This is a genomic window from Citrobacter sp. S39 (assembly GCF_009495675.1).
GTDB classification, from domain to species: Bacteria; Pseudomonadota; Gammaproteobacteria; order Enterobacterales; family Enterobacteriaceae; genus Citrobacter; species Citrobacter freundii.
In genome coordinates, this window is sequence record NZ_CP045555.1 from 3,040,278 (window position 1) to 3,066,897 (window position 26,620).

The 26,620-nt window shown below is 52.2% G+C and carries 27 protein-coding genes; 12 read left to right on the forward strand and 15 right to left on the reverse strand.

Going from position 1 to position 26,620, the window contains the following annotated elements:
• Nucleotides 1-38: 38 nt before the first annotated feature.
• From GFB57_RS14505 to manX, 3 genes are read right to left on the reverse strand one after another with little or no spacing between them, the layout of a single operon-like run.
• The gene (locus GFB57_RS14505; protein ID WP_008322630.1) at nt 39-890 is read right to left on the reverse strand and encodes a PTS mannose transporter subunit IID; all 852 of its coding nucleotides are present in this window, start codon (nt 888-890) and stop codon (nt 39-41) included.
• A 12-nt stretch (nt 891-902) separates the two neighbouring features.
• Nucleotides 903-1,703: a PTS mannose/fructose/sorbose transporter subunit IIC gene (locus GFB57_RS14510; RefSeq protein ID WP_003021004.1), complete on the reverse strand. Its 801-nt coding sequence runs from the start codon at nt 1,701-1,703 to the stop codon at nt 903-905.
• A 58-nt stretch (nt 1,704-1,761) separates the two neighbouring features.
• Complete coding sequence (manX, locus tag GFB57_RS14515; protein WP_003021002.1) at nt 1,762-2,724, reverse strand: PTS mannose transporter subunit IIAB; 963 nt, start codon at nt 2,722-2,724, stop codon at nt 1,762-1,764.
• A 459-nt stretch (nt 2,725-3,183) separates the two neighbouring features.
• On the opposite strand from manX, the gene yoaE reads away from it, so the two are divergent.
• A complete protein-coding gene (yoaE, locus tag GFB57_RS14520) occupies nt 3,184-4,743 on the forward strand; it encodes a CNNM family cation transport protein YoaE (protein WP_003020999.1) in 1,560 nt (519 codons plus the stop codon).
• A gap of 6 nt (nt 4,744-4,749) precedes the next feature.
• Here yoaE and GFB57_RS14525 read toward each other — a convergent pair whose 3' ends face one another.
• From GFB57_RS14525 to pabB, 4 genes are all read right to left on the reverse strand, one after another.
• Nucleotides 4,750-6,351, reverse strand: a complete 1,602-nt coding sequence (locus GFB57_RS14525) for an EAL domain-containing protein (protein ID WP_003020996.1) — start codon at nt 6,349-6,351, stop codon at nt 4,750-4,752.
• A 130-nt stretch (nt 6,352-6,481) separates the two neighbouring features.
• Nucleotides 6,482-7,846 carry an L-serine ammonia-lyase gene (gene sdaA, locus GFB57_RS14530; RefSeq protein WP_003020994.1) on the reverse strand — a complete coding sequence of 455 codons (1,365 nt, stop codon included), beginning with the start codon at nt 7,844-7,846 and terminating at the stop codon, nt 6,482-6,484.
• Between the two features lie 183 nt (nt 7,847-8,029).
• On the reverse strand, nt 8,030-8,608 hold the full coding sequence (locus GFB57_RS14535) for a CoA pyrophosphatase (RefSeq protein WP_003020991.1): 579 nt from the start codon (nt 8,606-8,608) through the stop codon (nt 8,030-8,032).
• 3 nt (nt 8,609-8,611) lie between these two features.
• The gene (gene pabB / locus GFB57_RS14540) at nt 8,612-9,973 is read right to left on the reverse strand and encodes an aminodeoxychorismate synthase component 1 (protein ID WP_003020988.1); all 1,362 of its coding nucleotides are present in this window, start codon (nt 9,971-9,973) and stop codon (nt 8,612-8,614) included.
• 83 nt (nt 9,974-10,056) lie between these two features.
• Between pabB and GFB57_RS14545 the strand changes: the two genes are divergently transcribed.
• Nucleotides 10,057-10,236: a YoaH family protein gene (locus GFB57_RS14545; RefSeq protein ID WP_003020986.1), complete on the forward strand. Its 180-nt coding sequence runs from the start codon at nt 10,057-10,059 to the stop codon at nt 10,234-10,236.
• Nucleotides 10,237-10,242: 6 nt separating this feature from the next.
• Here the strand turns inward: GFB57_RS14545 and GFB57_RS14550 are convergent, their stop codons facing one another.
• Nucleotides 10,243-10,587 carry a RidA family protein gene (locus GFB57_RS14550; protein WP_003020984.1) on the reverse strand — a complete coding sequence of 115 codons (345 nt, stop codon included), beginning with the start codon at nt 10,585-10,587 and terminating at the stop codon, nt 10,243-10,245.
• A 140-nt stretch (nt 10,588-10,727) separates the two neighbouring features.
• Between GFB57_RS14550 and GFB57_RS14555 the strand changes: the two genes are divergently transcribed.
• The 5 genes from GFB57_RS14555 to rnd all read left to right on the forward strand — a co-directional run bounded on the left by GFB57_RS14555 (nt 10,728) and on the right by rnd (nt 17,161).
• Nucleotides 10,728-12,638 (forward strand): ATP-dependent DNA helicase, encoded by a 1,911-nt coding sequence (locus tag GFB57_RS14555; RefSeq protein ID WP_003020980.1) that lies wholly within the window; start codon nt 10,728-10,730, stop codon nt 12,636-12,638.
• 58 nt (nt 12,639-12,696) lie between these two features.
• Complete coding sequence (gene tsaB, locus GFB57_RS14560) at nt 12,697-13,392, forward strand: tRNA (adenosine(37)-N6)-threonylcarbamoyltransferase complex dimerization subunit type 1 TsaB (protein ID WP_003020977.1); 696 nt, start codon at nt 12,697-12,699, stop codon at nt 13,390-13,392.
• A 94-nt stretch (nt 13,393-13,486) separates the two neighbouring features.
• Nucleotides 13,487-14,071: a Slp family lipoprotein gene (locus tag GFB57_RS14565; RefSeq protein ID WP_003020975.1), complete on the forward strand. Its 585-nt coding sequence runs from the start codon at nt 13,487-13,489 to the stop codon at nt 14,069-14,071.
• Between the two features lie 204 nt (nt 14,072-14,275).
• Complete coding sequence (gene fadD / locus GFB57_RS14570) at nt 14,276-15,961, forward strand: long-chain-fatty-acid--CoA ligase FadD (protein ID WP_003020970.1); 1,686 nt, start codon at nt 14,276-14,278, stop codon at nt 15,959-15,961.
• Between the two features lie 84 nt (nt 15,962-16,045).
• A complete protein-coding gene (gene rnd / locus GFB57_RS14575) occupies nt 16,046-17,161 on the forward strand; it encodes a ribonuclease D (RefSeq protein ID WP_008322612.1) in 1,116 nt (371 codons plus the stop codon).
• Nucleotides 17,162-17,211: 50 nt separating this feature from the next.
• On the opposite strand, the gene GFB57_RS14580 is transcribed toward rnd, so the two are convergent.
• Nucleotides 17,212-18,297, reverse strand: coding sequence for a tartrate dehydrogenase (locus GFB57_RS14580; protein ID WP_290366823.1), 1,086 nt, complete (start codon nt 18,295-18,297; stop codon nt 17,212-17,214).
• Nucleotides 18,298-18,400: 103 nt separating this feature from the next.
• On the opposite strand from GFB57_RS14580, the gene GFB57_RS14585 reads away from it, so the two are divergent.
• On the forward strand, nt 18,401-19,318 hold the full coding sequence (locus GFB57_RS14585) for a LysR family transcriptional regulator (protein WP_003020959.1): 918 nt from the start codon (nt 18,401-18,403) through the stop codon (nt 19,316-19,318).
• Nucleotides 19,319-19,404: 86 nt separating this feature from the next.
• Here GFB57_RS14585 and minE read toward each other — a convergent pair whose 3' ends face one another.
• The 3 genes from minE to minC are packed head-to-tail and all read right to left on the reverse strand — an operon-like array spanning nt 19,405 to nt 21,218.
• Entirely contained in the window at nt 19,405-19,671 is a 267-nt protein-coding gene (gene minE / locus GFB57_RS14590) for a cell division topological specificity factor MinE (RefSeq protein ID WP_001185666.1), read from the reverse strand.
• Nucleotides 19,672-19,674: 3 nt separating this feature from the next.
• A complete protein-coding gene (gene minD / locus GFB57_RS14595; protein ID WP_003020956.1) occupies nt 19,675-20,487 on the reverse strand; it encodes a septum site-determining protein MinD in 813 nt (270 codons plus the stop codon).
• Nucleotides 20,488-20,510: 23 nt separating this feature from the next.
• Nucleotides 20,511-21,218 carry a septum site-determining protein MinC gene (gene minC / locus GFB57_RS14600; protein WP_003020951.1) on the reverse strand — a complete coding sequence of 236 codons (708 nt, stop codon included), beginning with the start codon at nt 21,216-21,218 and terminating at the stop codon, nt 20,511-20,513.
• Between the two features lie 126 nt (nt 21,219-21,344).
• Here minC and GFB57_RS14605 point away from each other — a divergent pair, with 126 nt between their 5' ends.
• From GFB57_RS14605 to GFB57_RS14615, 3 genes are all read left to right on the forward strand, one after another.
• Nucleotides 21,345-21,638 (forward strand): YcgL domain-containing protein, encoded by a 294-nt coding sequence (locus tag GFB57_RS14605; RefSeq protein WP_003020949.1) that lies wholly within the window; start codon nt 21,345-21,347, stop codon nt 21,636-21,638.
• Between the two features lie 69 nt (nt 21,639-21,707).
• Nucleotides 21,708-22,367, forward strand: coding sequence for a fumarylacetoacetate hydrolase family protein (locus tag GFB57_RS14610; protein ID WP_003020947.1), 660 nt, complete (start codon nt 21,708-21,710; stop codon nt 22,365-22,367).
• A 92-nt stretch (nt 22,368-22,459) separates the two neighbouring features.
• On the forward strand, nt 22,460-22,906 hold the full coding sequence (locus GFB57_RS14615; RefSeq protein WP_003020944.1) for a YcgN family cysteine cluster protein: 447 nt from the start codon (nt 22,460-22,462) through the stop codon (nt 22,904-22,906).
• Nucleotides 22,907-22,935: 29 nt separating this feature from the next.
• On the opposite strand, the gene GFB57_RS14620 is transcribed toward GFB57_RS14615, so the two are convergent.
• The 3 genes from GFB57_RS14620 to nhaB all read right to left on the reverse strand — a co-directional run bounded on the left by GFB57_RS14620 (nt 22,936) and on the right by nhaB (nt 25,604).
• Nucleotides 22,936-23,277, reverse strand: coding sequence for a DUF1971 domain-containing protein (locus GFB57_RS14620; protein ID WP_003020940.1), 342 nt, complete (start codon nt 23,275-23,277; stop codon nt 22,936-22,938).
• Between the two features lie 110 nt (nt 23,278-23,387).
• Nucleotides 23,388-23,918 carry a disulfide bond formation protein DsbB gene (dsbB, locus tag GFB57_RS14625; RefSeq protein WP_003020937.1) on the reverse strand — a complete coding sequence of 177 codons (531 nt, stop codon included), beginning with the start codon at nt 23,916-23,918 and terminating at the stop codon, nt 23,388-23,390.
• A gap of 141 nt (nt 23,919-24,059) precedes the next feature.
• Nucleotides 24,060-25,604 carry a Na(+)/H(+) antiporter NhaB gene (gene nhaB, locus GFB57_RS14630; protein ID WP_003020934.1) on the reverse strand — a complete coding sequence of 515 codons (1,545 nt, stop codon included), beginning with the start codon at nt 25,602-25,604 and terminating at the stop codon, nt 24,060-24,062.
• A 236-nt stretch (nt 25,605-25,840) separates the two neighbouring features.
• On the opposite strand from nhaB, the gene fadR reads away from it, so the two are divergent.
• Entirely contained in the window at nt 25,841-26,560 is a 720-nt protein-coding gene (gene fadR, locus GFB57_RS14635) for a fatty acid metabolism transcriptional regulator FadR (protein ID WP_003020931.1), read from the forward strand.
• Nucleotides 26,561-26,620: the final 60 nt, after the last annotated feature.

Here is a 26,620-nt window from a genome sequence, read left to right on the forward strand (position 1 = left end):
AAAAACCGGGGGCAAGCCCCCGGTGATGTACAACAGTTTTACAGGCCGAGCAGTCCGACAGCGTAGCCCGCGATACCGATGACGAAGAAGCCAACGATGATCCACAGCGGGTTCACTTTCTTACGCAAAAGCCACATACAGGCGAATGTCAGCAGCAGAGGAACCAGACCCGGCATCAGCTGGTCAAGGATAGTCTGCACAGTGGTAACACGAGTCTGACCATCCTGACCGGTGATAGTAGAAACCACCAGTGGAATGTTTACGTGCGTCCACTTGTTAACCAATGCCCCCATGACAAACAGGCCGAGGATTGACGCCCCCTCAGTCAGTTTCTGCAGGAAGCCGCCGCCCATATCTTTAACGATATCGACACCTTTACGGTAGCCATATGCCACACCGTAATAACGGGTTGCCAGACGAACCAGGTTAAACAGAACGAAGAACAGCAATGGCCCCAGCAGGCTGCCGCTCATCGCGATACCTGCGCCGAGCGCGGCGAATACTGGGCGAACGGTACCCCAGAAGATCGGGTCGCCGACGCCTGCCAGCGGACCCATCAGACCAACTTTGATACCGTTGATGGCACCATCGTCAATCTCTGCGCCGTTTGCACGTTGTTCTTCCATCGCCAGCGTAACGCCCAGTACTGGAGCCGCTACGTACGGATGAGTGTTAAAGAATTCCAGGTGACGCTTAATCGCTTGCTTACGTGCGTCGTTGTTTTCCGGGTACAAGCGGCGGATAGCCGGCACCATGGAGAAACAGAAACCCAGCGCCTGCATACGTTCGAAGTTCCATGAACCCTGAAACAGGTTAGAACGAATGAACACGCCACGAATGTCACTCGGAGTGAGTTTTTTCTCGGTGGTAGTTTTAGTCATATCAACCATTTCGCTCACCTGCTAGTCCAGTTCGTTATCGAGATCGTTATTGCCAGCCGCCGCAGCAGGTGCACCGGCTACGCGGTTATATTTCGGGCTCAGCTGAATGTAGAGGATCGCCATTACTGCGCCAATCACACCCAGAGCAACCAGGTTGAAGTTAGTAAATGCCGCGGTGACGAAGCCGAGGTAGAAGAATGGCATCAGGTAGCCTGCGCGCATCATGTTGATGACCATCGCATAACCAACCACCACGATCATACCGCCTGCGATGTTCAGACCGCCGGTCACGACTTCCGGAATGGCGTTAAGCATGCTCTGAACTTCACTGGTACCAACAGAAATCGCTACGATTACCGCTGGGATAGCGATACGCATAGCCTGCAGGAACAGAGAGGATACATGCAGCCAGGAGAGCGCCGTCAGGTTACCGTTTTCGGCCGCCTTATCCGCTGCGTGCTGGAATGCTACGGTGATAGTACGAACGATAATGGTCAGTACCTGGCCTGCAGCTGCCAGTGGGATAGCCAGCGCGATACCGGCACCAATGCTTTGGTGACCTGCGATAACCAGAACGGTAGAGATAATTGAGGCCAGTGCCGCATCTGGTGCAACCGCAGCACCGATGTTCATCCAGCCCAGAGCGATCATTTCCAGGGTACCACCGATGATAATACCGGTTTTCATGTCCCCGAGAACGGCACCAATCAGCGTACAGGCCACCAACGGACGGTGGAACTGAAATTCATCGAGTACCGACTCCATACCCGCGATACATGCGACGATGAACACCAGCACAATCTGAAGAGTGGTAATCTCCATTGTACTTCTCCTATTGCTATACAGACTTAAGTGTGAAAACTAAGTAAATGCCAGGAAATTATTTCACCTTGGCAATCAAATCCATCATTTTCAGTTTCTGATCGGTAGAAACCTTACGTGCCTCAAGCTCAATACCGCGTTCGTTGAGTTTCTTGAAGGCTTCGATGTCTTTGTCATCGACAGAAATTGCGTTGTTTACCTGCGTTTTACCCTGACGGAAAGCCATACCGCCAATGTTTACGGAGGTAATTTTCACACCACCTTCAACGATACGTTCTACGTCGGTTGGGTTGGTGAACAACAGCATCACACGCTCACCTGCATATTTAGGGTTGTTGTAGACGCGGATCATTTTCGCGACATCAACCACATGCGCCGTCACACCCGGAGGTGCTACCTGAGTCAGCAGCGTTTTACGCACGGTATCGGCGGCAACTTCATCACTGACGACGATAATGCGTGTTACGTTGGTTTCTTTGGTCCAGCGAGTTGCCACCTGACCATGGATTAAACGGTCATCAATACGCGCCAGGCCGATCTGCATATAATCGTTCGGACCCATCGGTTTGGCGGGAGCTGCTGTTTTGGGTGCTGCTACTGGGGCAGGAGCGGCTTTCTCAACCGATTTGGCTTTCAGCGCTTTCACGCCTTCGCTACCGGTTTCAACTGCCAGTGCCACTAATTCATCAAAGCTCGGGTTGTCATCACGCGCCATGAAGGTTTCAACCAGCATGGGAATGTTCACACCGGCGATAACTTCGTAATGCTCTTTATCGACGACAATGCGGCTTGCAGCGTTGAACGGGCTGCCTCCCCATGTGTCAACGAGAAACAGCACGCCTTTACTGGTATCGAGTTTTGCCAACTGAGCGTTGTACTTTTCGATCAGCGTTTCGGCATTTTCGCCTGGAACGAAATCGATCCAGCCGACATTTTCCTGCTCGCCTAACAGCATTTCTGCCGTCTTAAGTAACTGCTCTGCAGCCCAACCATGTGTGCCTATTACAATAGCAATGGTCACTTGCTACCTCCTTTATTATCGTTAACACATCAACGTGAAGATGTATTTGAATCGTCGTCCGCAATCGAATCGATTCAGATAAGGGTTACAAAGAAAAACCTATGATTTTCGTGAATTATTTTAGATATCGAAAAAAATATTTTATGTGATGAAGATCCGTAATTTAACTTCCGATTAAAAGAAATTTCGAAGGGTAAAATATCTCCGAAACAACTTATTGCAAAGGAAGGTAAATCTTTGCTAAAAACCGCTTCTCTCTGTTATGTTTAGCATCTGTTTAATTACTCAGGAGTATAGGGCAGTAGCCCACCATATGGATCGTCACCGACGTCATTTCACCTTCAGGCCGTATCAAGCCTGTCAGATTGGCACTTTTTGCCACAAATTTTCTCTGCATATCGCTTTAACGCCTGAGATCCTCAGCGCGCAGTTTGGTCATTCCTTAAGCAGGAGCTTGTCATGGAATTATTAATGGACCCGCAGATTTGGGTGGGTTTGCTCACGCTTGTCGTTCTTGAAATTGTTCTGGGTATTGATAACCTGGTCTTCATTGCGATCCTGGCTGATAAGCTGCCGCCGAAACAGCGAGATAAAGCGCGTTTAATCGGTTTGTCACTGGCACTGATTATGCGTCTGGGCCTGTTGTCCGTGATTTCGTGGATGGTGACGCTGACAAAGCCGCTGTTCACGGTAATGGACTATGCGTTCTCGGGGCGCGATCTGATTATGCTGCTGGGGGGTATCTTCCTCTTGTTCAAGGCTACGACAGAGCTGCATGAGCGGCTGGAAAACCGTGAACATGATACCGGGCAGACGAAAGGGTATGCGAGCTTTTGGGTTGTCGTAACGCAGATTGTCATCCTCGATGCAGTGTTCTCGCTGGATGCTGTGATTACGGCGGTCGGTATGGTCAACCATCTGCCAGTGATGATGGCGGCAGTAGTGATTGCCATGGCCGTGATGCTGTTGGCCTCTAAGCCGCTGACCCGATTTGTGAACCAACATCCGACGGTGGTGGTGCTGTGTCTGAGCTTCCTGTTGATGATTGGTCTGAGCCTGGTTGCCGAAGGGTTTGGCTTCCATATTCCGAAAGGCTATCTGTATGCGGCGATTGGCTTCTCAATCATCATTGAGCTGTTTAACCAGATTGCCCGTCGTAACTTTATTCGCCACCAGTCGACGCTGCCATTGCGTGCGCGTACTGCCGATGCGATTCTCCGTCTGATGGGCGGTAAACGTCAGGCCAGCGCGCAGATGGAATCCGACAATCCGGTACCGGTTCCCGTCCCGGAAGGCGCATTTGTAGAAGAGGAACGCTATATGATCAACGGCGTACTCTCACTGGCGTCGCGTTCATTACGCGGCATTATGACGCCTCGTGGGGAGATTAGCTGGGTTGATGCAGACCTGAGCGTGGAGGAAATTCGCGAGCAGTTGCTTTCGTCACCTCATAGCCTGTTCCCAGTATGCCGTGGCGAACTGGATGAAATCATCGGTATCGTGCGTGCTAAAGAGCTGCTGGTGGCGCTGGAAGACGGTGTGGATGTGGCGGCGATTGCCTCTGCTTCTCCGGCTATTGTTGTTCCGGAAACGCTGGACCCGATCAATCTGTTAGGCGTTCTGCGTCGTGCCCGCGGTAGCTTTGTTATCGTCACTAATGAGTTTGGCGTAGTACAGGGTCTGGTCACGCCGCTGGATGTATTAGAAGCCATCGCCGGTGAGTTCCCTGATGCCGATGAAACGCCTGAAATTATAGCTGATGCAGGCGGTTGGTTGGTCAAAGGCGGTACCGATCTGCATGCGTTGCAACAGGCGCTGGACGTGGATACGTTAGTGAATGAAGACGAAGACATCGCTACGGTGGCAGGTTTAGTCATTGCGGCTAACGGTCATATTCCTCGTGTAGGTGATGTTATCGAGGTCGCACCGCTGAGCATTACGATTGTCGAAGCGAATGACTATCGTGTGGATTTAGTTCGCATTGTTAAAGAACAACCCGCTCACGACGAAGACGAGTAACCGGGTTTAGCGAAACGGCATGACGGGCATACTGTGTCGCCCGTTATGCCGGGTGGGCGGCGGCGTGCTGCCCGCCAGCCATTTTGGAAAATCGCGTAGCGGCATTGGCTTGGCATACAGAAAACCTTGCAATAAATGTACGCCGTGTCGGCGCAAATGCTGAGCTTGCGCCTGTGTTTCAACGCCTTCCGCCACCAGTTCTATATTCAATTTTTTCCCCAAAGCGATAATGATGTCTGTGACGGTTGAGTTCACGGCGTCTGTTCCTATTGCCGAAGTAAATGATTTATCGATCTTCAGCACATCCGGGCGGAGCTTTTCCAGCCAGGAGAGCGAGCTATTGCCGGTGCCGAAATCATCAATCGCCAGTTTTACGCCAAGCCGATTTAATTCGCGTACGATCCGATAATCCACATCCAGTAACGCATCGCGTTCGGTCAGTTCGATAACCAATTGCTGGATTGGGTGCTGGCTGAACCAGTACTGATTAAGATCTTTTAGCAACGTGCCGTTACGAAAATGGCTGGCGGCGACATTAATCCCAATATGAAACTGGCTGCTCATTGGGAAGACGTGCCGCTGCTGAATGGTTTCTGCGATGACATGACGGGTAAGCGGTACAATCAGGTTGTGCTCCTCAGCGATGGGAATAAACACTTCCGGAGAGATCCAACCCTGGCGTGGGTTATTCCAGCGTAAAAGGATTTCCACGCCCATGCATTGCTGGGTTTGCGCATTAAGCAGCGGCTGGCAAAACAGCTCGAATTCCCGAGCAGCTAGGGCCAGATTAATCTCCCATGAGAAACTCATTCTGCTGGCGGTAGCCAGCCATGCCAGATAACCCACTAATAAACTTAGGATCACCGCCAGCGGCAGCTGTGTTGGCAGGTGTTTTACCGCCAACTCACTGGGACCGGGGCCGGTGACGCTAATGGTAAACGGGAAATGTTGAGATGAAAGCTGGTAGCGTTTTTCATCATTTAGCTTAGGCAGAGTATCGACAACACCTTGATCATACAGTAGATGCCGATTACCAACGGTTAAGCTGGCATCGGTGATCTGCGGCGGCTGGGGTTCAAGCAACATAGACGACAATAAGTCAATATTGACGATTTCCAGCACGCCATCTTCACCATCGGCAGAGGACGGATACCACTGAGTCAGAATCGGACTGCCTTTAATCAACGAATGGTCGGTAGACAGCAGCAGTTGCGGTTCCCTGCTGGGTAATTCGGGCTGCAGTTGACTAATGGGAACATTACGATAACCAAAAATGCTGGAGCAATAGAGGATCCCGCTTTGAATCAGATTAATAGAACGTACCGTTTGCAACCTTGCGGCATGTTTGCTTAAGGGTAAACGCGCCACTGAGCAGGGGAGGCCAATCAACGGCAGCAATACATCCCGTCCGGTCTGCAAGGGTAAAAGCACGTCATCCAGTTCTTCTACAGCATGGTTGGCAAAGGTGACGATATTTCGGTGATTTAAATTACGCTCCGAAATAAATCGGACAGTTAATGTGAGGATGAGCGTCAGTAGTGCACATACTGTGCAGACGATTAAGCGATTCCGGCGATAATTTTTAATGATCCGTTGTGCTGTTTGCATGCGGGCCGCCCGATAAGCCGTTGGTCACAGAAGCCAACAGCAACAGAGCAAGTGTAGTGGGGAAAATTACAGTAGACGAGGGAGAGGGGGCAAATTCGCCCATCCGTCGCAGATGGGCGAAAATTAAGTATTAGTCACATTGAACTTTGATCGCCAGGCCACCGCGTGACGTTTCGCGGTATTTGGCGTTCATGTCTTTACCCGTTTCGTACATAGTCTCAATGACTTTATCCAGCGAGACGCGCGGCGCGCTGGTACGGCGCATTGCCATACGCGCAGCGTTGATCGCCTTCACTGAAGCAATTGCGTTACGCTCAATGCACGGAACCTGTACCTGACCGGCAACCGGATCGCAGGTTAACCCGAGGTTATGTTCCATGCCGATTTCAGCAGCAACACACACCTGCTCCGGGCTTGCGCCTAACAGTTCAGCCAGACCCGCGGCAGCCATGGAGCAGGCTACGCCCACTTCACCCTGACAACCTACTTCTGCACCGGAGATAGAGGCGTTCATTTTGTACAACGCGCCAATCGCACCGGCCGCCAGGAAATAGCGGGTATAGATATCCGGGCTAACGGACTCAATGAAATGATCGTAATAGGCCAGTACCGCAGGCACGATACCGCAGGCACCGTTGGTTGGCGCTGTCACTACGCGACCGCCCGCGGCGTTTTCTTCGTTAACGGCCAACGCAAACATGTTCACCCAGTCGATCACGTTCATTGGATCGTTGGACAGCTTATCGCTGGAAACCAGCATACGACGCAGGGCTGAAGCACGGCGAGGAACGCGCAGCGGACCCGGCAGCACACCTTCGGTGTTCATGCCACGATCGATACATGCCTGCATGGTTTGCCAGACGTGGCCAAAGTACTCTTCAATCTCTTTCTTACTGTGCAGCGCAAGTTCGTTCTGCATTGCCATGCCAGAGAGAGACAGGCCGGTGCTGTTGCAATATTCCAGCATTTCAGTGGCGGATTTGAACGGATAAGGCACACTGACCTCGCCCGAGGCATCCTGACCAAAATGTTCTTCATCAACGATGAATCCACCGCCGATTGAGTAGTAGGTTTTGCTATAAATGACGGTTTCGCCATTGTACGCATGGATCTGCATTCCGTTTTCATGCAGCGGCAGGTTGCCGTTGTGAAAACGCATCCCGTCATTCTGCGGGAAATCCACTTCGTGCTGACCCTGCGCAAGCAGCAGGCGTCCACGCGTTTCTACGTCGCGGATAAATCCGGGGATGCTATCAATATCCACGGTAGCAGGCTCATTGCCCGCCAGACCCATAATAATGGCGATATCGGTGTGGTGACCTTTACCCGTGAGCGACAGTGAACCATACACGTCGACGGCGACACGAGTAACGCTGTCCAGTAATCCTTTTTCGACCAGGTCATCGACGAACTGTTTACCCGCCTTCATAGGCCCTACGGTATGGGAAGATGAGGGACCAATCCCCACCTTAAACATGTCGAATAGACTAATCACGATAATACTCCTACAGGGCGACTGGGCTTTCCAGTAACAATGTTATAACTGCGCATAGTGTAAGAGGGAACGCGGCGATCGGCTTAACTATTCACATGAATTAAACTAATAGATAACCGCGGTTTTACTAATGTTGTGACCTGAGTTTCAAGTTGTCTATTGTGTGCGTAAAGATAAGTATAGTCAGGGCTTGACGCCAATTTGCAGCGCCAGCTCACGAATTATTCCGGCAGTCATTCCCCAGACGAAATATTGCTCATACCAGGAAAGCCATACGCGATGTGAATCGCCACGACGGTAAATATCCAACGGGTGGTAACGACCTAAATGCAGGGCCTGGGCCAGCGGCATTTCGAACACTGCGGAAACTTCATCTTCACTGGCGCGATACGGCAGATTAGGCGGGATAATGCCTACCACAGGGGTGACCTGGAAACCGGTCACGCTGTCGACTGGCGGCAGAACGCCAATCACTTCTACGCATGAAGGTGGGATCGCCACCTCCTCCTGCGCTTCGCGAAGGGCGGCGGCAATTAACGAGGCATCACTGCTATCCACTGCCCCACCGGGGAATGCGACCTGTCCGGCGTGCTTGCGCAGGTGAACGGAACGCTGGGTTAACAGCAACCCCGGCTGTGGGCGACGCACGACGGGGATCAGTACGGCGGCTTGGCGCTGGTTTAACGCGGCATGGTTGACCTGCGGGCGCAGGAGTTGAAAGCGCGATAAAAAATCATCAAGCGTCAGGCTGCTGTATTCCACGTGTCAATTCTCCAGTTGGTGCAAAATGCGATTCACTTTATCAAATGTTTCCTGATATTCAGCGTCTTCCTGACTGTCTGCAACAATACCACCGCCTGCGGAGCAATAAATTTGTCCGTTTGTGGCTGTCAGCGTGCGAATGGTAATGCTGGTATCCATATTGCCGCAAAAGCTCAGATAACCAATGCTGCCGCACCAGGCGTTGCGTCTTTGCGGCTCCAGTTCGTCGATAATTTCCATCGCCCGCACTTTCGGCGCGCCGGTAATAGAGCCGCCGGGGAAGGCGGCGCGTAGCAGATCGGTGGCGTATAATGACTCTGGCAGACGTGCGGTAATGGTGCTGACCAAATGATGAACGGCAGGGAACGGTTCGACGATAAACAGCTCCGGAACCTGTACCGAACCCGGTATGGCAACGCGGCCAATATCATTACGCATCAAATCGACGATCATCAGGTTTTCCGCACGATCCTTCGGCGAATTCGCCAGTCGTCGGGCCTGCTCACGATCGGCATCGGTATCTCCAAGCCTCGGTAGCGTGCCTTTAATCGGACGCGTCTGTATGTGCTGGTTTTCCAGCAGAATAAATCGTTCCGGCGAAAGGCTGAGGATTGCACCTTCCTCAAGACGAATAAATGCACTAAACGGGGCGCGGTTGGCGTGATTGAGAGTGACAAATGCCTGCCACTCATCGCCCTGGTAATGCGCCTGAAAACGCTGGGCAAGATTGACCTGGTAACAGTCTCCGCTGTGCAGATAATTCTGCACCTGGCGGAATTTTTCGCCGTACTGAGCACGGCTCATATTAGACTGCCACGCCGAAGTTAATGTAAACGGCTCACGCGTTGGCGGTTGTTGCGCGTCGAGCCATTTCAGGCGAGCCTCGACATCGGTATGGCTGAGCAGCGATACGGTCTGCAACTGGTGATCGACAATCAGTGCCCAGTCGTAAATGCCAACGGCCATATCCGGCAGCGTAATATCGCGCTCTGCAATAGTGGGCAGAGATTCGAAGCGTCGGCCAAGATCGTAGCCAAACAGACCTAACGCACCGCCCTGAAACGGCAGGTCGGGGTGATATTCGGGGTGAATCTTGTGTGCGGTTAGTGCGGAATGTAATACCGTCATGGGATCATCAAGCGAGCACGTGGTTGCGTGCCCGTCCTGCACTACGGTCTCTGTAGCTCGCGTAACAAGCGTGGTGACGGGATCCGCCACCAGAATATCAAAGCGGTTATGCGGATGGTCGGCTTGACCCGAATGCAGCAGCATCGCCCAGGGCAGATGGCTTAATGTCGAAAAATAGCGTTCAGCGGCGTCCTGACGCCAGGGTAATGTGATTACTGCGGGAGATAACGTCTTCATCAGTCCTGACTCGTTGCTACTCTACTGGCTAACTGCCCGGTAGCATGAAATAATTAGCGCAGACAATTTAGCAGGAGTTAACAATGTTTGCAGGTTTACCTTCACTCAGTCATGAGCAGCAGCAAAAAGCGGTAGAGCGTATTCAGGAGCTGATGTCGCAGGGGATGAGCAGCGGACAAGCCATTGCTCTTGTTGCTGAAGAGTTACGCGCCAGTCATACCGGCGAGCGGATCGTGGCGCGTTTTGAAGATGAGGACGAATAACGCCGCTTAAACTGCAGCGATAATCTTAATCTCAACTTTGTATTTCGGGTTCATCAACCCGGCCTGAACGGTACAACGTACCGGCGCGTGACCCGCAACAACCCACGCGTCCCAGGCTTTGTTCATGGCGGCAAAATCGTTTTTGTCTGCCAAAAACAGGGTGGCATCAAGAATACGTGACTTGTTGCTGCCTTGTTTTTCCAGCACCGCATCAATTTGCGCCAGCGTATTTGCCGTTTGCTCAAAAGCGTCTGCATCCAGATTTTCCGGCACGCCGGTGTAATACAGCGTGTTGTTGTGGATAACCACGTCGGACCAACGCGCTTCGGCATCAATGCGCACAATCGTCATAAATCATTCCTCATTTACGTGTTTTCAAATGGCTTTGGGTTGCGCCAAGACTGCCATAATGTTGTGCCCACGTCACCTCTTCAACTGGCGAAAGAGCTGCTGGCCTGACATAATCCCTGTTCAAATGAACAGGGGGCAGTGTGACGGACGATTTTGCAGCAGACGGTCAGTTGGCTAAAGCGATACCGGGTTTTAAACCGCGAGAACCACAGCGGCAGATGGCCATCGCCGTCAGTCATGCCATCGAAAAATCACAACCGTTGGTGGTAGAAGCCGGAACCGGGACGGGTAAAACCTATGCTTATCTTGCCCCAGCGCTGCGTGCCGGAAAGAAGGTCATTGTCTCCACGGGCTCGAAGGCGTTGCAGGATCAGCTATACAGCCGCGATCTCCCGACCGTCGCTAAGGCACTAAAGTTCACCGGTAAACTGGCGCTGCTGAAAGGGCGTTCAAACTATCTGTGCCTTGAACGTCTCGAACAGCAGGCACTCGCGGGTGGTGACTTGCCGGTACAAACGTTAAGCGACGTCATCCTGCTGCGCTCCTGGTCAAATCAAACCCTTGATGGGGACATCAGCACCTGCGTCAGCGTGGCGGAAGACTCTCAGGCCTGGCCGTTGGTCACCAGCACTAATGACAACTGTCTGGGCAGCGACTGCCCGCTGTATAAAGAGTGTTTTGTCGTGAAAGCGCGTAAAAAAGCGATGGATGCCGATGTCGTCGTGGTTAACCATCATCTGTTTCTCGCTGATATGGTGGTAAAAGAGAGCGGGTTTGGCGAACTGATCCCGGAAGCTGATGTAATGATCTTCGATGAAGCGCATCAGCTACCGGATATCGCCAGCCAGTACTTTGGTCAATCGCTCTCCAGTCGCCAACTGTTAGACCTGGCGAAAGACATCACCATTGCCTATCGCACCGAGCTGAAAGACACTCAGCAGTTGCAAAAGTGCGCCGATCGCCTTGCACAAAGCGCTCAGGACTTCCGCTTGCAACTTGGTGAGCCGGGCTATCGCGGAAACCTGCGGGAACTGCTGGCCGACCAGCGCGTACAGCGCGCGTTTTTGCTGCTCGATGACACGCTGGAGCTATGTTATGACGTGGCGAAGCTGTCTCTTGGGCGTTCGGCATTGCTGGATGCCGCGTTTGAACGCGCCACACTTTACCGTGCGCGCCTGAAGCGTCTGAAAGAGATCAACCAGCCAGGCTTCAGCTACTGGTATGAATGCACCTCCCGCCATTTTACTCTCGCGCTGACGCCGCTCACTGTGGCGGATAAATTCAAAGAAGTGATGGAACAAAAGCCGGGCTGCTGGATTTTTACTTCCGCGACGCTGTCGGTAAACGATGACCTTCATCATTTCACCGCGAGGTTGGGGATTGAAGATGCCGAGTCGATGTTATTGCCGAGTCCATTTGATTACACGCGCCAGGCGCTGCTGTGCGTGCCGCGTAATCTCCCGCAAACCAACCAGCCGGGGGCTGCGCGCCAGTTAGCATCCATGCTGCGACCTATTATTGAAGCGAACAACGGTCGCTGCTTTATGCTGTGCACTTCGCACGCGATGATGCGCGATCTGGCGGAACAATTCCGCGCCACCATGACGCTTCCCGTTCTGCTGCAGGGCGAAACCAGTAAAGGGCAACTGTTACAGCAGTTTGTCAGCGCAGGTAATGCGCTACTGGTTGCCACCAGCAGCTTCTGGGAAGGCGTGGACGTGCGCGGTGATACGCTGTCGCTGGTGATAATCGACAAACTGCCGTTTACCTCGCCGGACGACCCGCTGTTAAAAGCCCGAATGGAGGATTGTCGACTGCGCGGCGGCGATCCGTTTGAAGACGTCCAGTTGCCGGATGCGGTCATCACCCTGAAGCAGGGGGTAGGGCGTCTGATACGTGATGCCGACGATCGCGGCGTGCTGGTGATTTGCGACAATCGTCTGGTTATGCGGCCATACGGCGCCACCTTCCTGGCGAGTCTTCCTCCTGCGCCGCGGACGCGTGACATAGCTCGCGCGGTTCGCTTTCTTGCCATACCAACGACTGAGTAATTTGTTACGGAGTGTGGTAAGATGCGCGCCAAATTTATTGATCTGATCACAAACACCCATGCGAATTCTGGCTATCGATACCGCCACAGAGGCGTGCTCTGTTGCCCTGTGGAATGACGGTACTATCAAGGCTCACTTTGAGCTTTGCCCACGAGAACACACCCAACGAATTTTACCGATGGTTCAGGAAATCCTGGCCGCTGGCGATCTCACGTTAACCGATATCGACGCCCTGGCGTTTGGTCGCGGTCCCGGCAGTTTCACCGGCGTGCGTATCGGTATTGGCATTGCTCAGGGGCTGGCGTTAGGCGCAAACTTACCGATGATCGGCGTCTCCACCTTGGCGACCATGGCGCAGGGCGCCTGGCGTAAGTCGGGCGCGACTCGTGTACTGGCGGCGATTGACGCGCGAATGGGCGAAGTCTACTGGGCCGAATACCAGTGTGATGACAACGGCAACTGGCAAGGTGAAGAAACCGAAGCGGTGTTAACCCCCGAGCAGGTACATGAGCGTTTACTGCAGCTTTCTGGCGAGTGGGTAACTGTTGGGACGGGGTGGCCAGCCTGGCCTGAGCTTGGTAAAGACAGCGGTCTGACGCTCAGCGATGGTGACGTGCTGCTTCCTGCGGCTGAAGATATGCTGCCTGTCGCCATGCAAATGCTGGCTGCGGGTAAGACCGTAGCGGTCGAACACGCGGAACCGGTTTATTTACGTAACACCGTGGCGTGGAAGAAACTTCCCGGTAAAGAATGAATCTTAGTAGTACATCCCCGGTTTATTTTCATAGACGTCGGTGCACAGCGTTGTGAACAGGCCGGGGCAGAAGCTAAGAAAAGGGAGTCGCAATATGGCGGTGCAAAAGCAGTTATTGAAAGGTGTATTGGCGGGGGCCTTAGCGTTAATGCTTAGCGGCTGCGTCACCATCCCGGATGCGATTAAAGGTTCGAGCCCGATGCCGCAGCAGGATCTGGTGCGGGTGATGAATGCGCCGCAGCTGTATGTCGGCCAGGAAGCGCGTTTTGGTGGCAAAGTGGTGGATATTCAGAACCAGCAGGGAAAATCCCGTCTGGAAATTGCCACCGTTCCGCTCGATAGTGGTGCGCGTCCTGTGCTGGGTGAAGCCTCTCGCGGGCGGATATATGCTGATGTAAATGGCTTCCTCGACCCGGTGGACTTTCGCGGGCAACTGGTCACCGTCGTCGGCCCGATTAGCGGTACGGTGGACGGAAAAATCGGTAATACGCCGTATAAATTCATGCTGATGCAAGTAACCGGTTATAAACGCTGGCATATTACTCAGCAGATTGTCATGCCGCCTCAGCCTATCGACCCCTGGTTCTACGGTGCGCGTGGCTGGCCTTACGGTGGCTATGGCGGATGGGGCTGGTACAATCCCGGCCCGGCACAGGTTCAGACCATAGTAACAGAGTAACTCTTTGTTTTATTGGTAAAAGAAACAGCGGCTCGTCCGCTGTTTCTGCATTAACGTGGATATAAGAAAAATAAATAGTGACGTGCTTCGCAACCTTGTCGTTGTGTAATAAACAAACTGGTACGCTGAGTTAATATTATGTTAACAGTTTGTTTATTGTCTGGGGTTGTGATGACGACGAATACGCATTTTAGAGGTGATGTATTGAAAAAGGTTTGGCTTAACCGTTATCCCGCTGGTGTTCCTGCGGAGATCAATCCTGACCGTTATCAATCCCTGGTGGAACTCTTTGAACACTCAGTAAGACGGTATGCCGATCAGCCCGCGTTCGTAAACATGGGGGAGGTGATGACCTTCCGCAAGCTTGAAGAGCGTAGTCGTGCGTTTGCCGCTTATTTGCAACAGGGGCTCGGGCTGAAAAAGGGCGATCGCGTCGCGCTGATGATGCCGAATCTGCTGCAATATCCGGTCGCACTGTTTGGGATTTTACGTGCCGGCATGATCGTCGTGAACGTAAACCCGCTGTACACGCCTCGCGAGCTGGAACATCAGCTCAACGATAGCGGCGCGTCGGCGATTGTCATCGTATCTAACTTTGCCCACACGCTGGAAAAAGTAGTCGACAAAACGTCTGTGCAACACGTGATCCTGACGCGTATGGGCGATCAGCTGTCCACCGCCAAAGGGACGCTGGTTAACTTCGTCGTCAAGTATATCAAGCGTCTGGTGCCGAAATATCACCTGCCGGATGCCATCTCGTTTCGCAGTGCGCTGCAAAACGGTTATCGCATGCAGTATGTGAAGCCCGAAGTCGTGTCGGAAGATTTGGCGTTCCTGCAATATACTGGCGGGACAACCGGCGTGGCGAAAGGCGCGATGCTTACACACCGCAACATGCTGGCTAACCTGGAGCAGGTTAATGCCACCTATGGCCCGTTGCTGCATCCGGGTAAAGAACTGGTGGTGACGGCCCTACCGCTGTATCACATTTTTGCGCTAACGATGAACTGCCTGCTGTTTATTGAGCTAGGTGGTCAAAACCTGCTGATTACTAACCCGCGTGATATTCCGGGGCTGGTAAAAGAGCTGGCGAAGTATCCATTTACCGCGATGACCGGCGTCAATACTCTGTTTAACGCGCTGCTGAATAACAAAGAGTTCCAGCAACTGGATTTCTCTTCACTGCACCTCTCGGCAGGTGGCGGAATGCCGGTTCAACAGGCGGTAGCTGAACGTTGGGTGAAGCTGACAGGTCAGTATCTGCTGGAAGGCTACGGCCTGACGGAGTGCGCGCCGTTGGTAAGCGTCAACCCTCACGATATCGACTACCACAGCGGCAGTATCGGGTTACCGGTGCCTTCCACCGAGGTCAAGCTGGTGGACGACGACGACAACGAAGTTCCGCCGGGAGAACCGGGGGAGCTCTGCGTGAAAGGCCCGCAGGTGATGCTGGGCTACTGGCAGCGACCAGACGCCACTGACGAAATCGTCAAAGACGGCTGGCTGCACACCGGCGATATTGCAGTGATGGATGATGAAGGCTTCCTGCGTATTGTCGATCGTAAGAAGGACATGATCCTCGTGTCCGGCTTTAACGTCTATCCGAACGAAATTGAAGACGTGGTTATGCAACATCCTGGCGTGCAGGAAGTGGCTGCGGTTGGTGTTCCGTCCGGCAGCAGCGGTGAAGCGGTAAAAATTTTCGTGGTGAAGAAAGACGCCTCGTTAACCGATGAAGCGCTGGTCACTTTCTGTCGTCGTCACCTGACGGGCTATAAAGTACCGAAGCTGGTGGAGTTTCGCGATGAGTTGCCGAAATCTAACGTCGGTAAAATTTTGCGACGAGAATTACGTGACGAAGCGCGCGCCAAAGTGGACAATAAAGGCTGAGCGTTAAGTCAGCCAGCAGAAAACGCCGGGTAATCCGGCGTTTTTTTTGGCGCAAACCTAAGAGAGCACGATTTGAATTATCAAATGATCACCACGGACGACGCGTTGGCCACGCTGTGCGAGGCCGTCCGTGAATTTCCGGCGATAGCCCTGGATACAGAATTTGTTCGCACGCGTACCTATTATCCGCAGTTGGGGCTGATCCAGCTGTTTGATGGCAAACACGTTGCTCTGATTGATCCGCAGGGGATCACCGACTGGTCGCCGCTGCGCGATATTCTGCGTGATACTGCCATCACCAAATTCCTACATGCAGGTAGCGAAGATCTGGAAGTGTTTCTCAACACTTTTGGCGAACTGCCGCAGCCGTTGATTGATACGCAAATTCTGGCTGCTTTTTGCGGTCGTCCGCTGTCGTGGGGCTTTGCCGCGATGGTGGAAGAGTTTACGGGCGTGGCGCTCGACAAAAGCGAGTCGCGTACCGACTGGCTGGCCAGACCGCTGACCGAGCGTCAGTGTGAGTACGCGGCGGCTGATGTCTGGTATCTATTACCGATCACCACAAAACTGATGGTCGAAACTGAAGCCAGCGGCTGGCTGCCAGCCGCACTGGACGAATGTCGCTTAATGCAGCAGCGTCGCCAGGAGGTTCTGGCACCTGAAGACGCATGGCGCGACATCACCAACGCCTGGCAACTGCGTACCCGCCAGTTGGCCTGCCTGCAACTGCTTGCCGACTGGCGACTGCGTAAAGCTCGTGAGCGCGATCTGGCGGTGAACTTTGTGGTGCGTGAAGAACACCTGTGGTCGGTCGCTCGTTATATGCCAGGGAGTCTGGGTGAGCTGGATAGTCTGGGACTTTCCGGCAGTGAAATTCGCTTCCACGGCAAGACGCTGATCTCCCTGGTAGAGAAGGCACAGGCCTTACCGGAAGAGTCGCTGCCGCAGCCGCTGCTGAATTTGATGGATATGCCAGGCTATCGCAAGGCGTTCAAAGCCATTAAGACGCTGGTTACTGAAGTGAGTGCGGAACATAATCTTAGCGTCGAGCTGCTTGCTTCGCGTCGTCAGATTAACCAGTTGCTCAACTGGCACTGGAAATTAAAGCCGCAGCAGTCCCTGCCGGAACTGATTTCCGGTTGGCGTGGCGAGTTGATGGCAGAACGACTCAACGCGCTGCTGCAGGAATACCCACAGTAGAAAACCTAAAAAAACGGGAGCTGGCGCTCCCGTTTTTAATCGGATTTGAGTTAGCGACACAGTGCCTGACGAATGGCTTCACCTACCTGTTGGGTGGTGGCGCTGCCTTTCATATCTGGCGTTTTCGGGCCGCTGGCAATGACCTGCTCAATTGCCGCCAGAATACCGTCGTGGGCGGCTTTATAGTTGGCATCACCGTTGCCAAGGAAGTCGAGCATCATGGCTCCAGCCCAGATAGTCGCTATAGGGTTGGCGATATTCTGACCGTAGATATCCGGGGCCGAACCGTGTACCGGCTCGAACAGGGACGGGAAGGTGCGTTCCGGATTTAAGTTGGCAGAAGGCGCAATACCAATCGTTCCGGTACAGGCTGGACCGAGATCGGAGAGGATGTCACCAAACAGGTTGGAAGCAACCACGACGTCAAATCGCTCAGGCTGCATGACAAAGCGGGCGCGCAGAATATCAATATGCTGTTTATCCCAGCGGATCTCAGGATAGTGTGACGCCATCGCTTCGACGCGTTCATCCCAGTAGGGCATGCTGATGGCCAGCCCATTGGATTTGGTCGCCGAAGTCAACGTTTTGCGTGGTCGACCTTGTGCCAGTTCAAAGGCATAACGCAAAATTCGGTCGACGCCACGGCGGGTGAAGACCGACTCCTGGATCACCATCTCGTGTTCAGTACCTTCGCTCACGCGTCCGCCGAGGGCAGAGTATTCTCCCTCGGTGTTTTCGCGTACGACGTAGAAATCAATGTCGCCAGGCTGCTTGCCAACCAGTGGGCAAGGAACTCCCGGAAACAGGCGCACCGGTCGCAGGTTGACGTACTGGTCAAATTCGCGGCGAAACTTAAGCAGCGAACCCCATAATGAGATGTGGTCAGGCACGGTGTCCGGCCAGCCAACCGCGCCAAAATAGATAGCATCGAAGGATTGCAACTGCTCATGCCAGTCATCGGGCATCATTTTGCCGTGATGGGCGTAGTATTCGCAGCTGGCCCATTCCATTTGCTCAAAGCTGAGCGACAACCCCCAACGCTCGGCGGCTGCCTGCAAAACATGAATGCCCTCAGGCAGGACTTCTTTACCAATGCCATCTCCGGGGATAGCGGCGATACGCCAGGTTTTCTTCATAGCAGCTCTCACTTGTGCGCCATCAAAATTGACTTTCCCCTTATCCTATAATTGACTGATTAATAGTTAATCCCCCTAACTGGTGAAACATAAAACACAGATCATGAATAATCTGCCGCTGCTAAAAGATTTACGCGTCTTTATGCTGGTTGCCCGTCGTGCAGGATTTGCCGCTGTTGCCGAGGAACTGGGCGTATCACCGGCTTTTATAAGTAAGCGCGTTGCCCTGCTGGAGCAAACGCTGAATGTAGTGCTGCTGCATCGAACAACGCGGCGCGTAACCATCACGGAAGAGGGGGAGCGGATCTACGAATGGGCGCAGCGGATCCTACAGGATGTCGATCAAATGATGGACGAGCTTTCTGATGCCAGGCAGGTCCCGCGGGGGATGCTACGTATTATTAGTAGCTTTGGTTTTGGCCGCCGGGTGGTCGCTCCGGCGCTGTCGGCACTGGCAAAAGAGTACCCGCAGTTAGAACTGAGGTTCGATGTGGAAGATCGTCTGGTGGATATGGTGAATGAGGGCATCGATCTTGATATTCGTATCGGGGATGATATCGCGCCGAACCTGATTGCCCGCAAGCTGGCGACTAACTACCGTATTTTGTGCGCCTCGCCGGAATTTTTGACGCAGCATGGGACGCCGAAGCAACTCAACGATCTTGCCACTCTTCCTTGTCTGGTCATCAAAGAGCGCGACCATCCGTTTGGTATCTGGCAAATGCGCAATAAAGAGGGCGCGCATTCGATTAAAGTTACGGGACCTCTGTCGTCTAATCATGGCGAAGTGGTACATCAGTGGTGCCTTGATGGGCAGGGAATAGCCCTGCGGTCATGGTGGGACGTTTGCGACAACATTGCCAGCGGAAACCTGATACACATATTGCCCGAGTATTATCAACCAGCAAATATTTGGGCGGTGTATGTTTCCCGGCTGGCGACGTCTGCAAAAATCCGTATTACGGTCGAGTATTTGCGCCGCTATTTTACCGAAAACTATCCAAAGTTTACTTTGGAATAAAAGTGCAACAGGTTGGCAAGAAACAGAAAATAAAAAAGGCAGAATAATCTGCCTTTTTTGTAACGATGACTCTCTGAGTAAAGCCGTTATTTAGATTCTTCGGCTTCAGGTAATGTCACGTTAAGTTCGAGGATAGAAATATCGCCGTCTTTTTGCTCAAGCTGTACGGTGACCATTTCAGGATCAATTTGTACATACTTGCAGATAACCTCGAGAATATCTTTCCTCAACTGCGGTAAATAATGTGGCTCGGCGTCACTACGACGGCGTTCCGCAACAATAATCTGCAGTCGCTCTTTAGCGATGTTCGCTGTGCTCTTTTTCCGCGAGAGAAAAAAATCCAGTAATGCCATAACTTATCCTCCGAACAGGCGTTTGAGGAAACCTTTCTTCTCTTCTTCAATGAAGCGGAAAGGACGTTCTTCTCCCAACAGACGGTCTACGGTATCAGCATAGGCTTTACCGGCATCAGCATTGATGTCGAGAATAACCGGCTCACCCTGGTTAGACGCGCGCAGGACTGACTGATCTTCAGGAATCACGCCAACCAGCTTGATTCGCAGAATTTCCAGTACGTCTTCCATGCTCAGCATGTCACCTTTATTTACGCGGCCAGGGTTGTAGCGCGTCAGCAACAAATGCTCTTTAATCGGATCTTCACCGTTTTCCGCACGACGAGATTTCGACGCCAGAATACCCAGAATACGGTCAGAGTCACGTACAGAGGAAACTTCCGGGTTAGTGGTGATTATCGCTTCATCGGCAAAATACAGGGCCATCAGCGCACCGGTTTCAATACCCGCCGGAGAGTCGCAGACAATGAAGTCGAATTCCATCGTTTTCAGGTCGTCCAGAACTTTCGCGACGCCTTCACGCGTTAGCGCGTCTTTATCGCGAGTCTGTGAGGCCGGAAGAATAAAGAGATTTTCGGTACGCTTATCTTTGATTAACGCCTGATTTAACGACGCATCGCCCTGAATAACGTTGACGAAGTCATAAACGACGCGGCGTTCACAACCCATAATCAGATCGAGGTTACGCAGGCCGATATCAAAATCAATAACGACAGTTTTCTTTCCCTTCTGGGCCAAACCTGTAGCGATGGCCGCGCTGGAGGTGGTTTTGCCAACGCCCCCTTTACCCGAAGTAACAACAATAATGCGTGCCATAGAAATTCCTTGTTAAAAAGGGATCAATTCAACGGTTGAACTGTCAAAGCGTTCTCTGCTAATTGCAGACGTGCCGCTTTGCCATAAAATTCTGCTGGGATTTTATCACTCAGCCAATAAACACCTGCGATAGACACCAGTTCTGCCGTCAGATGGGTACAAAAAATTTGCGCTTCCCGATCACCGCTAGCGCCTGCCAACGCACGGCCTCTCATCATTCCATAAACATGAATATTGCCATCAGCGATAAGCTCTGCGCCTGCACTGACGTGGCTTGTAACAATCAGATCACATTGTGGTGCATAAATGCGCTGACCGGAACGAACCGGCACATTTATTAATCGTGTTTTTGTGATGGGAGTAACGTTTTGCGGCGGAGCAACGTGAGTCGGGGCCTCAACGGGCGCAGGACGAATAGCTTTTTCTTTACCTTCAGTCAGTAAAGGAAGACCCATTTCGTCGATTTCAGCCTTGAGTCTGGCGTCTTTGCATCCGCTAACGCCGATAATGCGCAATCCAGTAGACGCGACAACTTTCTGCAACGCTGACCAGTTTACTGGGCTTTCAAGACCACTCACGTTAACCACGACGGGAGCATGTTTTAAAAAAGCAGGTGCCTGCGCGATTTTGTCTTCCAACGCCTGACGAATAACCTCGGGTTCTGCTTCATGTAAGTGAACCACTGATAAGGTGAAGCTACTGCCTTTAAGCTCGATTGGCGTGTTTGACATCCTGGCCTTACTCAATTTGCTATTTATCATCCCCAGCGCGGGGTGATATTCCGAAGACTATAAGGCATGTTATAGTCAGTATTATATTGAGGCAAGCCACCATTCCGTGAATTCAGAGTAAAAGATATGTTTTGTGTGATCTACCGAAGCAGTAAACGTGACCAGACCTATTTATATGTCGAAAAAAAAGACGATTTCTCGCGAGTTCCTGAAGAACTGATGAAAGGATTTGGTCAGCCGACGCTGGCAATGATGTTGCCGCTTGATGGCCGTAAAAAGCTCGTTAATGCTGATCTGGAAAAAGTAAAACAGGCACTCACCGAGCAGGGCTATTATTTACAAATACCACCACCGCCAGAAGATTTACTTAAACAGCATCTGGCTGCGGCGAAACAAAATACACCAGACGCTAAACGTTAAACTGCATCCGGCAGCAGCACGCCCCATCGATGCAGTACCTGAAATCGATAACTACGTTAGGGGAAAATAATGTATCAACATCATAACTGGCATGGTGCTCTGCTGGATTATCCGGTGAGTAAGGTGGTTTGCGTAGGGAGTAACTATGCCAACCACATTAAAGAGATGGGCGGAACCCCTCCGGAAGAGCCGGTGTTGTTTATCAAACCGGAAACTGCGCTGTGCGATTTGCGCCAGCCGCTGGTGATCCCATCTGATATGGGTTCAGTTCACCATGAAGTTGAGCTGGCGGTACTGATTGGCGCGACCCTACGTCAGGCGACGGAAGAACATGTGCGCAAAGCCATCGCGGGCTATGGCGTCGCGTTGGATCTGACCCTGCGTGATATTCAGGGCAAAATGAAGAAAGCGGGGCAGCCGTGGGAAAAAGCGAAGGGTTTTGATAACTCTTGTCCGCTGTCGGGGTTTATTCCGGTGGCCGAGTTTAACGGCGATCCGCAGGATACGATGCTGGGGTTAACGGTCAACGGTGAAACACGCCAGCACGGCTCCACGGCGGATATGATCCATCAAATCGTTCCTTTGATTGCCTATATGAGTCGTTTCTTTACCCTCAAAGCGGGCGATGTTGTGTTGACGGGGACGCCAGCAGGTGTTGGGCCGTTAAACAGCGGTGATGAGCTGGCCATCAGTTTTCATGGTCAAACGCTGACGACACGCGTGCTGTAATCTCTTCTTGCCGCCTTTTCGGGCGGCAAAACTTGCAACAGCGTGCCAGACTGGTTATAAGGTGCAGCTTTATTGCAATAGCGGATACCCTGATGAGCGACATACCTTTCTGGCAAAGTAAAACCCTGGATGAAATGACCGATGCCGAGTGGGAGTCATTATGTGATGGGTGTGGTCAATGCTGCCTGCATAAGCTGATGGATGAAGACACCGACGAAATTTATTTTACCAACGTCGCGTGTAAGCAGCTCAATATCAAAACCTGTCAATGCCGTAATTACGAACGCCGATTCGAATACGAGCCTGACTGTATCAAACTGACGCGCGATAATCTGCCTACCTTTGAATGGCTGCCGATGACCTGTGCTTATCGTCTGTTAGCGGAAGGTAAAGGGCTGCCGGAGTGGCATCCACTGCTGACGGGGTCCAAAGCGGCAATGCACGGCGAGCGTATTTCAGTACGTCATATTGCGGTGAAAGAATCGGAAGTGCGTGACTGGCAGGACCATATTTTGAACAAACCTTCATGGGCGGACTAAGCCGCCCATCAATTAGCAGGCGTAAGGGCTTAAGACTTTTTCGCCTGATACATCTCATCTCCATGGTTGTCATCTTCAACCCAGAAATTGATGTTGAATTGGGCGTCGTCGCTTAATTCAACGCGATGCCAGTACTGCGGCGGGCTGGTCGCGAACTGACCGGCATTAATCACCACTTTTACTTCAGGCTCTTTTGCGTCTTCATTGGCAAAACCGTAATACGTTACCGTACCTTCCATCACACAAAGCTGGCCAAAAACGCCTGCTGCAGTGTTATGGTGAGAAAGAAGTGCTGCGGGGACATTGTCTTTGGTAAAGAAGGGAGTAGAGCGTTTAACTTTCCAGTTTGCCGGGATGCGTAAATGGGACATAAGACATCTCCTTGGTGTGGCATCTATAAGATGTATTTAATATACATCTTATAGATGCCAGCAGGCAATGAATTTAAGCCAAAAAAAACGCTCCCGAAGGAGCGTCTCTGTTAGCGACCGAAGAGGTCACGTTTTTTCGGTTTGAACGGCTGTGCTATCACCACCAGCACGGCGACTACCATGTAGGCGGCGAAGATCCCCAACAGCCACTGCGGCATTTCCAGGGTTAAAAAAGACCACTGGCGCTCAGCACAGTCACCGGACGCTAAAAACACCTGCGGCAGCCATTTGTCCAGTGGCAGCCAGCTTGGGAAGCGTGCGGCAAAATCACAGGTCATAAACGGGGACGGGTGCAGCTGAATCATGGTGTGCTCATATGCTAACTGAAGTCCGCGCCAGGCACTGTAAATCCAGATTATCATCGCCACATAACGCAGCGGTGTTTTTGGTGCAATAGCACCCACCAGCCCTGCACCCATCACGCCAAATAATGCGCTACGTTCGTAAATACACAACACGCAAGGTTTTAGCAGCATGACGTGCTGGAACCACAGCGCAACGAGCTCCAGCGCAAAGGCGGTTAACGCCAACAATAACCATGCCCCACGACCTCGGGAGCACTGGTTTAAAAATCGCAACATAATCATTTCCCTGCAACATGCGTAGAGACCGCAGTTTAAACCAATTCACTTTATGCGCCACTAGCGGGAATTGAAAATTTGCGTAATCGGATAATTATCATGCAAAAAGTCAAACCGGGCAGTGATTTGCCCGGTTAATTGTTATGAAAGTGTAGCTAACCAGCCCGTTTGGGTCATCCACTCGGTCACCGGGACAAGCGTGAACTCGACGCAAAGCAGACCGACGAGCGTCAGGACGAGAGTATAAGGCAGAGCCATCCACACCATGCGACCATACGAGAGGCGAATTAACGGCGCCAGTGCAGAGGTCAGCAGGAACAGGAATGCAGCCTGGCCGTTTGGCGTGGCTACCGAAGGCAGGTTGGTCCCGGTATTGATCGCCACCGCTAACAGCTCATACTGATTGAGGCTGATGGTCCCCTGTTCCAGCGCGGCTTTGGCCTCGTTAATGTAAATGGTACCGACAAATACGTTATCAGAAATAGAAGACAGCAGGCCATTGAAGAGATAGAACAGCGTCAGTTGGGCATGTTCTGAGGATTGCAATACGAACTGAATGATCGGCGAAAAGAGCTGTTGATCGATAATCACCGCAACAACAGAGAAGAACACGGTCAGCAGGGCGGTGAAGGGCAGCGACTCGGTAAAGGCTTTACCTATCGCATGTTCGTCGGTGACTCCTGTCAAGGAGGTTGCCAGAATGATGACCGACAAACCGATCAATCCTACTTCTGCCAGATGCAGGGCCAACGCAACTACCAGCCAGACGCCAATAATCGCCTGGACAATCAGTTTGATTTTGTCCTGGCGGGTACGTTGCTGGCGGCTCTGATCGTCAAACTGTTGCAGGACATCACGGACGGTCTCCGGCAGCGTTTCGCCATAGCCAAACCAGCGCAATTTCTCGACCAGTACACAGGTTAACAGGCCGCAAATCAGTACCGGGACGGTAACCGGCGACATGCGCAGGAAGAAGTCGCCAAAATGCCAGCCAGCCGCTTTGGCGATAATCAGGTTTTGTGGCTCGCCCACCATGGTCATCACGCCGCCTAACGCCGTACCGACACCCGCGTGCATCATCAGGCTACGCAGAAAACCACGGAACTGCTCAAGAACGACCTTATTGTGCTGATCGATATGGCTGTCATCGAGCATGTTGTTGTCTTCCGCGCGGGAAGAGGCAACGCGATGGTAGATGCCATAAAAACCGACCGCAACGCTGATTACCACGGCCACGACGGTCAGCGCATCAAGGAACGCCGAGAGGAAAGCGGCCGCAACACAAAATGCCAGCGACAGCAGCGTTTTGGAGCGAATAGTGAGTAGCAGACGCGTGAAAATAAACAGTAGCAGCTGCTTCATAAAGTAGATGCCTGCCACCATAAACATCAGCAGCAATAACACCTCAAGGTTTGCGGCAACCTCTTCACGAACATGCGTTGCGCTGGTCATACCAATAATGACAGCTTCGATAGCCAACAGCCCGCCAGGCAGCAGTGGGTAGCATTTTAACGCCATCGCCAGCGTGAAAATGAACTCGGCCACCAGCAACCAGCCGGCGATAAAGGGGTTGATGAAAAAAATAATCGGGTTAACGACTAAGAAGACAAGCAGTGCAAGTTTGTACCAGTCTGGTGATTGACCTAAAAAATTGCGCCACATCGCGCGGCCCCATGATAGCTCCATGGTGATTTCCCTACCTTTAAAAATGAAATCATATTTTTATGTTTGACCGCAAAGCTTAGCGGGAGGAGGGAGTACAGGCAAGCTATTCACAAGACTGGCAAGGTTGGCTGTACTGTAGCGTTATTTGGAAAATGAAGCCTTGATCCACTTTTTCTTCATTGCGTCAGCTATCAGCTAAGATACCCATCTGGTATGATGTGTGTAACTATGTTTTGCTGTGTAATGGAATTTTTACTATGGTCATTAAGGCGCAAAGCCCGGCTGGGTTCGCGGAAGAGTACATCATTGAAAGTATCTGGAATAACCGCTTCCCACCTGGCACTATTTTGCCCGCTGAACGTGAACTCTCCGAACTTATTGGGGTGACACGTACCACGCTACGCGAAGTATTGCAGCGTCTGGCGCGAGATGGCTGGTTGACCATTCAACACGGCAAACCGACGAAGGTAAATAACTTCTGGGAAACCTCCGGGCTGAATATTCTTGAAACGCTGGCGCGCCTCGATCACGAGAGTGTTCCGCAGCTGATTGATAATCTGCTGTCTGTGCGTACCAATATTTCGACGATCTTTGTTCGTACTGCGTTTCGCCAGCATCCTGATAAAGCACAGGAGGTTCTGGCGACGGCAAATCAGGTGGCTGACCACGCTGACGCATTTGCCGATCTGGACTATAACATTTTCCGCGGTCTGGCATTTGCCTCCGGCAATCCGATTTACGGTTTGATCCTCAACGGTATGAAAGGATTATATACCCGCATTGGCCGCCATTATTTTGCCAACCCGGAAGCGCGCGCGCTGGCGCTGAGCTTCTACCACAAGCTGTCAGAACTCTGCGAGCAGGGTGCTCATGAGCAGGTGTATGAAACGGTGCGCCGCTACGGTCACGACAGTGGCGAGATTTGGCATCGTATGCAGAAGAATCTGCCGGGCGATTTGGCGATTCAGGGCCGTTAATCGCTCAAAGCCGGATGGCGACGCCAAAGCGTCTTATCCGGCCTGGAATGCATGCACTTC

Coding starts and splice junctions, on each gene's coding strand:
- GFB57_RS14505 (WP_008322630.1), bottom strand. CDS start 890: ATGGTTGATATGACTAAAACTACCACCGAGAAAAAACTCACTCCGAGT.
- GFB57_RS14510 (WP_003021004.1), bottom strand. CDS start 1,703: ATGGAGATTACCACTCTTCAGATTGTGCTGGTGTTCATCGTCGCATGT.
- yoaE (WP_003020999.1), top strand. CDS start 3,184: ATGGAATTATTAATGGACCCGCAGATTTGGGTGGGTTTGCTCACGCTT.
- GFB57_RS14525 (WP_003020996.1), bottom strand. CDS start 6,351: ATGCAAACAGCACAACGGATCATTAAAAATTATCGCCGGAATCGCTTA.
- pabB (WP_003020988.1), bottom strand. CDS start 9,973: ATGAAGACGTTATCTCCCGCAGTAATCACATTACCCTGGCGTCAGGAC.
- GFB57_RS14545 (WP_003020986.1), top strand. CDS start 10,057: ATGTTTGCAGGTTTACCTTCACTCAGTCATGAGCAGCAGCAAAAAGCG.
- GFB57_RS14550 (WP_003020984.1), bottom strand. CDS start 10,587: ATGACGATTGTGCGCATTGATGCCGAAGCGCGTTGGTCCGACGTGGTT.
- tsaB (WP_003020977.1), top strand. CDS start 12,697: ATGCGAATTCTGGCTATCGATACCGCCACAGAGGCGTGCTCTGTTGCC.
- GFB57_RS14565 (WP_003020975.1), top strand. CDS start 13,487: ATGGCGGTGCAAAAGCAGTTATTGAAAGGTGTATTGGCGGGGGCCTTA.
- rnd (WP_008322612.1), top strand. CDS start 16,046: ATGATCACCACGGACGACGCGTTGGCCACGCTGTGCGAGGCCGTCCGT.
- GFB57_RS14580 (WP_290366823.1), bottom strand. CDS start 18,297: ATGAAGAAAACCTGGCGTATCGCCGCTATCCCCGGAGATGGCATTGGT.
- GFB57_RS14585 (WP_003020959.1), top strand. CDS start 18,401: ATGAATAATCTGCCGCTGCTAAAAGATTTACGCGTCTTTATGCTGGTT.
- minE (WP_001185666.1), bottom strand. CDS start 19,671: ATGGCATTACTGGATTTTTTTCTCTCGCGGAAAAAGAGCACAGCGAAC.
- minD (WP_003020956.1), bottom strand. CDS start 20,487: ATGGCACGCATTATTGTTGTTACTTCGGGTAAAGGGGGCGTTGGCAAA.
- minC (WP_003020951.1), bottom strand. CDS start 21,218: ATGTCAAACACGCCAATCGAGCTTAAAGGCAGTAGCTTCACCTTATCA.
- GFB57_RS14605 (WP_003020949.1), top strand. CDS start 21,345: ATGTTTTGTGTGATCTACCGAAGCAGTAAACGTGACCAGACCTATTTA.
- GFB57_RS14610 (WP_003020947.1), top strand. CDS start 21,708: ATGTATCAACATCATAACTGGCATGGTGCTCTGCTGGATTATCCGGTG.
- GFB57_RS14615 (WP_003020944.1), top strand. CDS start 22,460: ATGAGCGACATACCTTTCTGGCAAAGTAAAACCCTGGATGAAATGACC.
- GFB57_RS14620 (WP_003020940.1), bottom strand. CDS start 23,277: ATGTCCCATTTACGCATCCCGGCAAACTGGAAAGTTAAACGCTCTACT.
- dsbB (WP_003020937.1), bottom strand. CDS start 23,918: ATGTTGCGATTTTTAAACCAGTGCTCCCGAGGTCGTGGGGCATGGTTA.
- nhaB (WP_003020934.1), bottom strand. CDS start 25,604: ATGGAGCTATCATGGGGCCGCGCGATGTGGCGCAATTTTTTAGGTCAA.
- fadR (WP_003020931.1), top strand. CDS start 25,841: ATGGTCATTAAGGCGCAAAGCCCGGCTGGGTTCGCGGAAGAGTACATC.